This is a genomic window from Streptomyces sp. NPDC028289 (genome assembly GCF_055565975.1).
Genome location: NZ_JBVHTI010000001.1, coordinates 344,055 through 355,986, shown reverse-complemented (window position 1 = coordinate 355,986; position 11,932 = coordinate 344,055). Strand labels below are relative to the sequence as shown.

Genomic DNA, 11,932 nt, shown 5'->3' with positions numbered 1-11,932 from the left:
GGGGCATGACGGACCGTAAAACCGAACTCGCCGGAAACCTGGCGAAAGTGGAGGAGCGCATCGCCGCCGCATGTGCGGCGGCCGGGCGCAAGCGGGAAGAGGTGACCCTGATCGTGGTCACCAAGACCTACCCGGCGAGCGACGTGCGGATCCTGTCGGGGCTCGGGGTGCGCCATGTCGCCGAGAACCGGGACCAGGACGCGGCCCCCAAGGCCGCCGAATGTTCGGATCTGCCCTTGGGTTGGCACTTTGTCGGTCAGTTGCAGACCAATAAAGTGCGATCCGTAGTGGGTTATGCGGATCTCGTGCAGTCGGTCGATCGCGCCAAGCTCGTGGACGCGCTGTCCAGGGAGGCGGTGCGGGCCGGGCGCGAGGTCGGCTGTCTCCTCCAGGTCGCGCTCGACGCGGGCGCGAGCGGCAGGGGGGAGCGCGGCGGCGTGGCGCCGGGCGGAATCGAAGAGTTGGCCGCCCTCGTCGCCGGCTCGCCGGGACTGCGGCTCGACGGCCTCATGACCGTCGCTCCGCTCACCGGGGAGTACGCGGGGCGCCAACGCGCGGCGTTCGAGCGGTTGATGGATTTGTCGACTGACCTGCGCCGGGCCCATCCGGCTGCGAACATGGTCTCCGCAGGGATGAGTGCGGACCTTGAGGAAGCCGTGGCCGCCGGGGCGACACATGTACGCGTCGGCACCGCGGTACTCGGAGTCCGCCCCAGGCTCGGGTAACGTCGCCAGGAAGTCGGACCACAGCAGAAAATATGGTCAATGCCGCCCAAGACGGGCACAACGGCCGTGTGGATCGCGGGACTTGGCAGTCGTCACCGATCCACCACAGAGCGGAGGACTCAGAGCATGGCCGGCGCGATGCGCAAGATGGCGGTCTACCTCGGCCTCGTGGAGGACGATGGGTACGACGGCCGCGGATTCGACCCCGACGACGACTTCGAGCCCGAACTGGACCCGGAGCCGGAGCGGGATCATCGACGGCACGAGCCGTCACATCAGTCCCACGGTTCACACCAGTCCCAAAGGGACGATTCGGTACGAGTGGTACAGCCGTCGCCCCCACGCGAACCGGTGTCGCATTCCGCTGTGCTCCCCGCGGAATCGGGACGCCCGGCGCGCATCGCCCCCGTGGCGTCCATCACACAAGAACGCGCAAGCCTGGAGAAGAACGCACCGGTGATCATGCCCAAGGTCGTGTCGGAACGAGAGCCTTACCGGATCACCACGCTTCACCCCCGGACCTACAACGAGGCCCGTACCATCGGGGAACACTTCCGTGAGGGCACCCCGGTGATCATGAATCTGACTGAGATGGATGACACAGACGCGAAGCGACTTGTCGACTTTGCGGCCGGTTTGGTGTTTGGTCTTCACGGCAGCATCGAGCGGGTGACGCAGAAGGTGTTCCTGTTGTCGCCTGCTAACGTCGATGTCACGGCGGAGGACAAGGCCCGCATCGCAGAGGGCGGGTTCTTCAACCAGAGCTGAGACGCAAGACCGGTACGAGGCACGGAAACAGGGGAGAGGGAAAGCACGGACCATGAGCGTGTTCCTGGATGTGATCTACATCGCGCTGATGTGCTTCCTCATCGTGCTCATCTTCCGGTTGGTCATGGACTACGTGTTCCAGTTCGCCCGCTCATGGCAACCCGGCAAGGCGATGGTGGTCGTACTTGAGGCCACCTACACTGTCACCGATCCACCGCTCAAGCTTCTGCGGCGGTTCATCCCGCCGCTGCGTCTCGGGGGCGTGGCGCTCGACCTGTCCTTCTTCGTACTGATGATCATCGTCTACATCCTGATCGCGATCGTTGGTCGGCTGTGATGAGCGATGTGACCTACCGTCTTGCCGATGCCGACGACTACGTTGAGGTGAAGAGATGCCGTTGACCCCCGAGGACGTGCGGAACAAGCAGTTCACGACCGTCCGCCTCCGAGAAGGCTATGACGAGGACGAGGTCGATGCCTTCCTCGATGAGGTCGAAGCCGAACTGACGCGCCTGCTCCGCGAGAACGAGGACCTGCGCGCCAAGCTGGCCGCGGCCACGCGCGCTGCTGCCCAGAACCAGCAGAACATGCGCAAGCCTCCGGAGCCGCAGGACCAGCAGGGCGGCATGCCTCAGGGCGGGATGCCCCAGCAGGGCATGCCTCAGCAGGGTGGTATGCCGCAGCAGGGCATGCCTCAGGGCGGCATGCCGCAGCAGGGTATGCGAGGTCCCGGCGCTCCGGTGCCCGCCGGCATATCGGGCCCGCCGCAGCAGCAGATGGGTGGCCCCATGGGCGGTCCCCCGCAGCTGCCGAGCGGCGCCCCGCAGCTGCCGGCCGGTCCCAGTGGCCAGGGCGGTCCGCAGGGTCCCGGTCCGATGGGCCAGGGTCCGATGGGCCAGGGCCCCGGTCCGATGGGCCAGGGTCCGATGGGTCAGGGTCCCGGCCCGATGGGCCAGGGCATGGGCCCCATGGGTGGCCAGCCCCCCATGCAGCAGCAGATGGGTGGTCCGATGGGCGGCCCCATGGGTGGTCCGATGGGCGGCCCCGGTCAGGGCCCCGGTGGCGACAGCGCCGCCCGTGTCCTCTCGCTGGCCCAGCAGACCGCCGACCAGGCGATCGCCGAGGCCCGCTCCGAGGCCAACAAGATCGTCGGCGAGGCCCGCAGCCGCGCCGAGGGTCTGGAGCGTGACGCCCGTGCCAAGGCCGACGCGCTGGAGCGGGACGCGCAGGAGAAGCACCGCGTCGCGATGGGCTCCCTGGAGTCCGCCCGCGCCACGCTGGAGCGCAAGGTCGAGGACCTGCGCGGCTTCGAGCGCGAGTACCGCACGCGTCTGAAGTCGTACCTCGAGTCCCAGCTGCGTCAGCTGGAGACCCAGGCCGACGACTCCCTGGCGCCGCCGCGCACCCCGGCCGCGGCCTCCCTCCCGCCGTCCCCGGCGCCCTCCATGGCGCCGGCCGGCGCGAGCGCCCCGTCCTACGGCGGCAACCCGTCGATGGGCGCCCCGTCCCCCGCTGCCCCGTCCTACGGCGGCCAGCAGCAGATGACGCCGGCGATGACCCAGCCGATGGCACCGGTACGCCCGCAGGGCCCCTCTCCGATGGGCCAGGCGCCGTCCCCGATGCGCGGCTTCCTCATCGACGAGGACGACAACTGACGGCGGGCGCGTAGCGCGCGTAGCCGTCGGCAGAGCACCAAAGGGCGGGGCCCCGGATTCCGATCCGGGGCCCCGCCCTTTTTACGCGGGTTGTGCAACCACCCCGCCTCTCAGGAGCGCCCACCGACCCCACCAGAGGCACGGGGAACCGCGCACGCTCAGGGCGCCGACCCGAGGGTGCGAGGGGGGTGCGCTTGAAGGGGCGCGGGGAACCGCGCATGCTCAGGGCGCCGACCCGAGGGTGCTAGGAGGCAGGTGTGCCTGAAGGGGCGCGGGGAACCGCGCACGGCGGGCGCTCCGACCCGCACACAGAAGGGGCCCGATCCCCACCGTGGAGACCGGGCCCCTTCTCGAACAGGCCGGCGGCTACGCCTTGCGCAGGCGGAACGTCAGCGAGAGCCCCTCGTCGGTGAAGGGAGCGCCGTACCCGTCATCCCCCTCGCCCTGGGAGAAGTCGGTCGCCAACACCTCGTCGGCGATCAACGCAGCGTGCTCCGCCAGCGCCGCGATCACCGCCGGGTCGGTCGACACCCACCTGAGCGCGATCCGGTCGGCCACGTCCAGCCCGCTGTTCTTGCGCGCCTCCTGGATCAGCCGGATCGCGTCCCGGGCGAGCCCGGCCTGCCGCAGCTCCTCCGTGATCTCCAGGTCGAGCGCGACGGTCGCACCGGAGTCCGACGCCACCGACCATCCCTCACGAGGCGTCTCCGTGATGATCACCTCGTCCGGCGCCAGCGTCACCGTCTCGCCCTCGACCTCGACCGACGCCGTGCCCTCGCGCAGCGCCAGCGACAGCGCGGCCGCATCCGCCGCGGCGACCGCCTTGGCGACCTCCTGCACCCGCTTGCCGAACCGCTTGCCGAGCGCCCGGAAGTTGGCCTTCGCGGTCGTGTCGACCAGCGAGCCGCCCACCTCGGAGAGGGACGCCAGCGAGGAGACGTTCAGCTCCTCGGTGATCTGCCCGTGCAACTCCCGGTCGAGCGCGTCGAAACCGACCGCCGCGACCAGCGCCCGGGACAGCGGCTGCCGCGTCTTGACACCCGACTCCGCGCGCGTGGCCCGGCCGAGCTCCACGAGCCGTCGTACCAGAACCATCTGCTTCGACAGCTCCGGGTCGATCGCGGACAGGTCCGCCTCCGGCCAGGACGACAGGTGCACCGACTCCGGCGCCCCCGGGGTCACCGGCGCCACCAGGTCCTGCCACACCCGCTCGGTGATGAACGGGGTCAGCGGGGCCATCAGCTTGGTGACGGTCTCCACGACCTCGTGCAGCGTACGCAGCGCGGCCTTGTCGCCCTGCCAGAAGCGGCGCCGAGAACGGCGGACGTACCAGTTGGACAGGTCGTCGACGAACGCCGACAGCAGCTTGCCGGCGCGCTGGGTGTCGTACGCCTCCAGCGCCTGCGTCACCTGGTCGGTGAGCGCGTGCAGTTCGGAGAGCAGCCAGCGGTCCAGGACCGGGCGGTCGGCCGGGGCCGGGTCCGCCGCGGACGGCGCCCAGTTCGACGTACGGGCGTACAGCGCCTGGAAGGCGACCGTGTTCCAGTACGTCAGCAGCGTCTTGCGGACGACCTCCTGGATCGTGCCGTGCCCGACCCGGCGGGCCGCCCACGGGGATCCGCCGGCCGCCATGAACCAGCGCACCGCGTCCGCGCCGTGCTGGTCCATCAACGGGATCGGCTGCAGGATGTTGCCCAGGTGCTTGGACATCTTGCGGCCGTCCTCGGCGAGGATGTGCCCCAGGCAGACCACGTTCTCGTACGACGACTGGTCGAAGACCAGCGTGCCGACGGCCATCAGGGTGTAGAACCACCCGCGCGTCTGGTCGATCGCCTCGGAGATGAACTGCGCCGGGTACCGGCCCTCGAACAGCTCCTTGTTCTTGTACGGGTAGCCCCACTGCGCGAACGGCATCGAACCCGAGTCGTACCAGGCGTCGATGACCTCCGGCACGCGCGTGGCCGTCCTGCCGCAGCCGTCGTGGCGGCACGCGAAGGTGACCTCGTCGATGAACGGGCGGTGCGGGTCCAGCTCCGACTGGTCGGTGCCGGTCAGCTCGGTCAGCTCCGCGCGGGAGCCGACCACGGTGAGGTGGTCCTCCTCGCAGCGCCAGATCGGCAGCGGGGTGCCCCAGTAGCGGTTGCGGGACAGCGCCCAGTCGATGTTGTTGTTCAGCCAGTCCCCGTACCGGCCGTGCTTGACCGTCTCCGGGAACCAGTTCGTCTTCTCGTTCTCCGCGAGCAGGCGGTCCTTGATCGCCGTCGTGCGGATGTACCAGGACGGCTGCGCGTAGTAGAGCAGCGCGGTGTGGCAACGCCAGCAGTGCGGGTAGCTGTGTTCGTACGGCAGGTGCTTGAAGAGGAGGCCGCGCTGCTTGAGATCCTCGGTGAGCTGTTCGTCGGCCTTCTTGAAGAAGACGCCGCCGACCAGGGGCACGTCCTCCTCGAAGGTGCCGTCCGGGCGGACCGGGTTCACCACCGGCAGGCCGTAGGCGCGGCAGACCCTGAGGTCGTCCTCACCGAAGGCGGGGGACTGGTGGACCAGACCCGTACCGTCCTCGGTCGTGACGTACTCCGCGTTCACGACGTAATGCGCCGGTTCCGGGAACTCCACGAGCTCGAACGGACGTTGATAGGTCCAGCGCTCCATTTCGGCGCCGGTGAAGGTCTGGCCCGTGGTCTCCCAGCCCTCGCCGAGCGCCTTGGCGAGCAGCGGCTCGGCGACGACGAGCTGCTCCTCGCCGTTGGTCGCGACGACATAGGTGACCTCCGGGTGCGCGGCGACCGCCGTGTTGGACACCAGGGTCCACGGGGTGGTCGTCCACACCAGGAGCGCGGCCTGACCGGCGAGCGGACCGGAGGTGAGCGGGAAACGGACGTACACGGAGGGGTCGACGACCGTCTCGTAGCCCTGCGCCAGCTCGTGGTCGGACAGGCCGGTGCCGCAGCGCGGGCACCAGGGGGCGACGCGGTGGTCCTGGACCAGCAGACCCTTGTCGAAGATCGTCTTCAGCGACCACCAGACCGACTCGATGTACTCGGGGTCCATCGTGCGATAGGCGTCGTCCAGGTCGGTCCAGTACCCCATGCGGGTCGTCAGCGCCTCGAAGGCGTCGGTGTGGCGGGTCACCGACTCCCGGCACCTGGCGTTGAACTCGGCGATGCCGTACTTCTCGATGTCCGGCTTGCCGCTGAAGCCCAGCTCCTTCTCGACCGCGAGCTCGACAGGCAGGCCGTGGCAGTCCCAGCCGGCCTTGCGGGCCACGTGGTAGCCGCGCATGGTGCGGAAGCGGGGGAAGACGTCCTTGAAGACGCGCGCCTCGATGTGATGGGCGCCGGGCATGCCGTTGGCGGTGGGCGGGCCCTCGTAGAACACCCACTCGGGGCGGCCCTCGGACTGCTCCAGGGTCTTGGCGAAGATCTTCTGCTCGCGCCAGAAGTCGAGCACGGCGTGCTCGAGGGCGGGCAGGTCGACCTGGGCGGGCACCTGGCGGTACGTCGGCGCTGTCATCTGCGAGCTTCCTCCAACGGACTTGCTGCCTTCCGTCGGAGGGACGAGAGCCTTGACTTCCGTACGCCGTGTGCGGCGCGCTCCCGCGGTACCACCCTCCTTGGCCCTCCGGACGCCGTACGCGCCGGTGAGCCCCCTCATTGGGGTCGCGAAGCCGGCTCTACTGGCCCGTGCGGGGCTTTCTTCCGGCGGCTCCGGGGTGATCTTCACGTCGCGCTCGCCCCCGGGCTTCCACCGTCCCCGGGTCGCTCTGGGCTGCGTACGGCGCTACTCGTCCCCATCCACGCTTCTCGCTCCGCCCAGTGTACGGCGCCGCACGGACAGCGGCCGACCGGTTTTCCGGGCGCCGCAGGGGCGGAGCGGTCCGCCTGCCGGGATGACCCGAATGGCGAGGTACGCGTGTTCGCATCCTGGGATGTCCTGCTCGGCGGATTACCGCGCGGGGAGCTGGGCACAACGCATGCATACCTGCTGCGTGGGGGGTGCGGGGCAGGCGGATCGGGCGGCGTGCCCCGTTGCCGCGGGACTCAAGTCGATTTATCGTCCCAGCACGATTCGCGTGCAAGATCACAATATGTGAAGGGGCTGCGGCCATGGTGGCGAAGAAGACCGCCGTACAGCAGCCGGCGCCCGGCCGGTCCAGGGGCGCGGCTGCCTCCGACGGCGACACCGAAGGGGGCGGCGGAAAGCAGGGCACGCGTGCGGCAGCGGCGGCTCCTTCCAGGAAAACACCGGGTGAAAAGGGCTCCGCCAAGAAGGAGACCGCGAAAAAGGCGCCCGTGAGAAAGGCGGCCGAGAAGAAGGCCACCGCGAAGAAGGCCGACGGGGCGAAGTCGGAGAAGGCGGAGAAGAGCGCGTCCAGGACCGCGGCGACGAAGACCGCGGCGGAGAAGAGCACGGCCAAGAAGAGCACGGCCAAGAAAGCGGGCGCGGCGCGGGCCGCGAAGCAGACGGGAGCCACGACGGTGGTTGCGAAGAAGACTCCTGGCACGGCCGCGGCGGCGGACACCGCCCTCCCCAAGGCGCGGGTCGCCACAGCGGCTCCGGGCGAACTCGCGGTGCGTCCCGGCGAGGACCCGTGGACGCCGGCGGAGGTCGCGGAGGCGCGCACCGAGCTGACGGCCGAGGCGATGCGGCTGCGCGCCGAGCTCGAGGCGTCCGAGAGCGCCCTGGCCGGGCTGATGCGGGACTCCGGGGACGGCGCGGGTGACGACCAGGCCGACACCGGCACCAAGAACATCACCCGCGAGCACGAACTGGCGCTGGCCGCCAACGCGCGCGAGATGCTCGAACAGACCGAACGCGCCCTGCAGAAGCTCGACGCGGGCACCTACGGCCTCTGCGAGAACTGCGGGAACCCCATCGGCAAGGCCCGGATGCAGGCCTTCCCGAGGGCCACCCTGTGCGTCGAGTGCAAGCAGAAGCAGGAACGCCGCTACTGAGCATCGGGGTCCCCTGGGGCGTGCCGTAGTCTCGTCCCGAGGCAGGCACCTAGGTTGAGGGACTCACGTGGCAGAGGCGGAACGCATCATCGGTACGCCGGGCACCCCGGACGACGGCGGCGAGCGGACGGCGGCGCCCGGCGCGGCCGAGGCGTCCGGTGCGGATCAGCAGTCCACCGCGGACCGGCGGCCCGGCCGCGGGCGCCGGATCGCCGTGCTCTTCGCGGTGGCCGCCTTCGCGTACGCCCTCGACCTGGTCAGCAAGATGATCGTGGTCGCGAAGCTGGAGCACCACGCGCCGATCGAGGTCATCGGCGACTGGCTGGAGTTCCACGCGATCCGCAACCCGGGCGCGGCCTTCGGCTTCGGCGGCGCCTTCACGATCATCTTCACGGTGATCGCGGCGGCCGTGATCGTCGTGATCTTCCGGCTGGCCCGCAAGCTGTACAGCTTCCCCTGGGCGGTCGCGCTCGGCCTGCTGCTCGGCGGCGCGCTCGGCAACCTCACCGACCGGATCTTCCGCTCGCCGGGGATCTTCGAGGGCCAGGTCGTCGACTTCATCGCGCCCAAGGGCTTCGCGGTGTTCAACCTGGCCGACTCCGCGATCGTCTGCGGCGGGGTCCTGATCGTGCTGCTCTCCTTCCGCGGCCTGGACCCCGACGGGACCGTCCACAAGGACTGAGGGTGGCCCCAGGGGCTTCAGGGGCTTGCGTACGGGGCCGTCGGCGCTGTCCGGCATACTCGACGGGTGAGTACGCTTCCCGAGATCCGAACCCTGCCCGTGCCCGACGGCCTGGAGGGCGAGCGCGTCGACGCCGCCATCTCCCGCATGTTCGGCTTCTCCCGCACCAAGGCGGCCGAGCTGGCCGCGGCGGGAAAGGTGCAGGTCGACGGCTCGGTGGTCGGCAAGTCCGAGCGGGTGCACGGCGGGGCCTGGCTGGAGGTCGAGATGCCGGGGGCGCCCGCGCCCGTGCAGATCGTCGCGGAGCCCGTCGAGGGCATGGAGATCGTGCACGACGACGAGGACGTGGTCGTGATCGTCAAGCCGGTCGGCGTGGCCGCGCACCCCAGCCCCGGCTGGACCGGCCCGACCGTGATCGGCGGCCTGGCGGCCGCCGGCTACCGCATCTCCACCTCCGGCGCCGCCGAGCGCCAGGGCATCGTGCACCGCCTCGACGTCGGCACGTCGGGCCTGATGGCGGTCGCCAAGTCGGAGCGGGCGTACACATCGCTGAAGCGCCAGTTCAAGGAGCGCACGGTCGACAAGCGCTACCACACGCTCGTGCAGGGCCACCCCGACCCGACCAGCGGCACCATCGACGCCCCGATCGGCCGCCACCCGCAGCACGACTACAAGTGGGCGGTCACGGCCGACGGCAAGCCCTCCGTGACCCACTACGACCTCATCGAGGCGTTCCGCGCGGCCTCCCTGCTCGACGTGAAGCTGGAGACCGGCCGCACCCACCAGATCCGCGTCCACATGGCCGCCCACCGCCACCCCTGCGTCGGCGACCTCACCTACGGCGCCGACCCGACGCTCGCCAAGCGGCTGCGCCTGACCCGCCAGTGGCTGCACGCCGTCCGGCTCGGTTTCGAGCACCCCGGGGACGGCGAGTGGGTCGAGTTCGCCAGCGACTACCCGGCCGACCTGCAGAAGGCGCTCGACCAGGTCCGCGAGGAGACCTACGGATGAGCACGCGCGCGTACGGGGTGCGGGTCGCCGGGGACCCCGCCGACCTGGAGGCGTGCTTCGCGGTGCGCAAGCAGGTCTTCGTGGTCGAACAGGGCGTCCCCGAGGACCTGGAGTACGACGAGTACGACCCCGTCGCCGTGCACGTCCTGGCGGTCCGCGAGGACGGCGTACCGCTCGGCACCGGCCGGCTGCTGCACGGCGAGCCGGCCGCGGCCAAGACCGGCGGCGACCCGTCCCTCGGCTCCCTGGGCCGCCTCGCGGTCGCCGCGGAGGCCCGCGGGCTCGGCGTGGGCGTCGCCCTGGTCCGGGCCATCGAGGGGGCCGCACGTGCGCGTGGCCTGACCGCGGTGGACCTGCACGCGCAGACCCACGCGCTGGGCTTCTACGAGCGGCTGGGCTACGAGCCGTACGGGCCGGAGTACGAGGAGGCGGGCATCCCGCACCGGGGGATGCGCAGGGTTCTGTAGCCGGCATGGCAGGCTGGAGGCCCGCTGTGTGATCGTCTACACCCGGAGCGCTGGCCGTGGATCAGTTGGCCCTTCTGTTCGTGCTGCTGCTCGGGGCCCTGGTGAGCGTTCCGGTGGGGGACCGGTTCGGACTGCCGGCGCCCGTGCTGATGACGTTGTTCGGGATCGTCCTCGCGGTCGCCGACTTCGTGCCGAACGTGAACATCCCGCCCGAGCTGATCCTGCCCGGCCTGCTGCCGCCGCTGCTCTACGCCGCGGTACGGCGGACCTCCTGGCGGCAGTTCGCGGCCAACAAACGGCCGATCTTCCTGCTCGCCGTGGCTCTGGTCTTCGTCACCACGCTGTGCGTGGCCGTCGTCGCCAACGCGATCGTGCCCGGGCTGCCGATCGCCGCCGCGATCGCGCTGGGCGCGCTGGTCGCCCCGCCCGACCCGGTCGCCGCGACCGCCGTCGCCGGACAGCTCGGGCTGCCGCGCCGGCTGGTGTCGATCCTGGAGGGCGAGGGCCTCTTCAACGACGTCACGGCCATCGTGCTCTACCACGTGGCCATCGCGGCCGTGGTCAGCGGCACGTTCTCGCCGTGGCGGGCCGGGCTGGACTTCCTGCTGTCCGCCGTGGTCGCGGTCGTCGTGGGGCTGGTGCTCGGCTGGGGCGCGAACAAGCTGATGGACGTGCTCGGCGACGCGACCCTGCAGATCGGCCTGACCCTGATCGTCCCGTACGCCTCCTACGTCATCGCCGAGGAACTGCACGGCTCCGGCGTCCTCGCCGTGCTCACCACCGCCCTGTTCATCGCCGAGTACGCGACCGACGCCGACGACGTCATGACCCGGCTCGCCGGATACACCTTCTGGGACATCGTCGACACGCTCGTCACGGGTGTCGCGTTCGGGCTGATCGGCCTGGAGCTGCACAACGCGATCCGCACGGCGTCCGGCCGCTGGGGGGAGCTGCTCGGCTGGGCGGCCGCGATCGTGGGCGTGGTGGTCGTGGTGCGGCTGGTCTGGCTGCTGCCGGCGACCTGGCTGACCAAGCGGCTGCACGCCCGGCGGGACTACGACGAGGAGATCCCGACCAGCTGGCGGGAGACCATCGTGATGTGGTGGTCCGGGATGCGCGGGGTGGCGTCGGTGGCGCTGGCCCTGGCCATCCCGCTGAAGACCGACGACGGATCCGCCTTCCCGGACCGGGACGTGATCGTCTTCATCGCCTTCGGCGTGATCATGGCGACGCTGGTTCTCCAGGGGCTGACCCTGCCGTGGCTGGTGAAACGGCTGGGGGTGCGGGCCGACACCGACCGCGAGAAGGAGATCGAGAAGGAGCTGGCGGTTCGGGCGGCGAAGGCGGCACGGCGGCGTCTGAAGGAGATCGAGCAGGTCGAGGAGTTGCCCGAGGACGTGACGGAGCAGATGCTGCGGCGGGCCTTCGAGATCGGGTTCCGGATCAGCCCCGACGTGGTCGAGGACGAGCGGCGGGAGGGCCACGACAAGCGGATGCGGCGGCTGAAGCGGTTGCGGCGGATCCAGCAGGAGATGCTGAGCGCGGCGCGGCACGAGGTGCTGGCGGCGCGGAGCGAGCCGGGGGCGGATCCGGAGATCGTGGACCGGGTGCTGCGGCATCTGGACGTGCGTAGCCTGCGCTGAGCGCTCCGCCGGCAGTGCCGCGATGGGCC

Annotated in this window: 10 protein-coding genes; 9 read left to right on the top strand and 1 reads right to left on the bottom strand. The window is 70.5% G+C overall.

The window, feature by feature from the left end; genetic code table 11:
- The first annotated feature begins 5 nt into the window (after nucleotides 1-5).
- The 4 genes from ACZ4UV_RS01645 (at nucleotide 6) to ACZ4UV_RS01630 (ending at nucleotide 3,148) form a co-directional block, all read left to right on the top strand.
- Nucleotides 6-725: a YggS family pyridoxal phosphate-dependent enzyme gene (locus ACZ4UV_RS01645; protein ID WP_451019387.1), complete on the top strand. Its 720-nt coding sequence runs from the start codon at nucleotides 6-8 to the stop codon at nucleotides 723-725.
- 126 nt (nucleotides 726-851) lie between these two features.
- Nucleotides 852-1,493 (top strand): cell division protein SepF, encoded by a 642-nt coding sequence (locus tag ACZ4UV_RS01640; RefSeq protein ID WP_390038101.1) that lies wholly within the window; start codon nucleotides 852-854, stop codon nucleotides 1,491-1,493.
- A 52-nt stretch (nucleotides 1,494-1,545) separates the two neighbouring features.
- The gene (locus ACZ4UV_RS01635) at nucleotides 1,546-1,830 is read left to right on the top strand and encodes a YggT family protein (protein WP_046729537.1); all 285 of its coding nucleotides are present in this window, start codon (nucleotides 1,546-1,548) and stop codon (nucleotides 1,828-1,830) included.
- Nucleotides 1,831-1,885: 55 nt separating this feature from the next.
- Entirely contained in the window at nucleotides 1,886-3,148 is a 1,263-nt protein-coding gene (locus ACZ4UV_RS01630) for a DivIVA domain-containing protein (protein WP_467835267.1), read from the top strand.
- 366 nt (nucleotides 3,149-3,514) lie between these two features.
- On the opposite strand, the gene ileS is transcribed toward ACZ4UV_RS01630, so the two are convergent.
- The gene (ileS, locus tag ACZ4UV_RS01625; protein ID WP_467835264.1) at nucleotides 3,515-6,658 is read right to left on the bottom strand and encodes an isoleucine--tRNA ligase; all 3,144 of its coding nucleotides are present in this window, start codon (nucleotides 6,656-6,658) and stop codon (nucleotides 3,515-3,517) included.
- 593 nt (nucleotides 6,659-7,251) lie between these two features.
- Here ileS and ACZ4UV_RS01620 point away from each other — a divergent pair.
- From ACZ4UV_RS01620 to ACZ4UV_RS01600, 5 genes are all read left to right on the top strand, one after another.
- Entirely contained in the window at nucleotides 7,252-8,100 is an 849-nt protein-coding gene (locus tag ACZ4UV_RS01620) for a TraR/DksA family transcriptional regulator (RefSeq protein WP_467835261.1), read from the top strand.
- A gap of 67 nt (nucleotides 8,101-8,167) precedes the next feature.
- On the top strand, nucleotides 8,168-8,782 hold the full coding sequence (gene lspA / locus ACZ4UV_RS01615; protein WP_351497033.1) for a signal peptidase II: 615 nt from the start codon (nucleotides 8,168-8,170) through the stop codon (nucleotides 8,780-8,782).
- A gap of 66 nt (nucleotides 8,783-8,848) precedes the next feature.
- Nucleotides 8,849-9,793, top strand: coding sequence for an RluA family pseudouridine synthase (locus tag ACZ4UV_RS01610; protein ID WP_451017107.1), 945 nt, complete (start codon nucleotides 8,849-8,851; stop codon nucleotides 9,791-9,793).
- Nucleotides 9,790-10,260, top strand: a complete 471-nt coding sequence (locus ACZ4UV_RS01605) for a GNAT family N-acetyltransferase (RefSeq protein WP_467835257.1) — start codon at nucleotides 9,790-9,792, stop codon at nucleotides 10,258-10,260. Before ACZ4UV_RS01610 ends, ACZ4UV_RS01605 begins: the two co-directional genes overlap by 4 nt.
- A gap of 56 nt (nucleotides 10,261-10,316) precedes the next feature.
- Entirely contained in the window at nucleotides 10,317-11,903 is a 1,587-nt protein-coding gene (locus ACZ4UV_RS01600; protein WP_351497039.1) for a Na+/H+ antiporter, read from the top strand.
- Nucleotides 11,904-11,932: the final 29 nt, after the last annotated feature.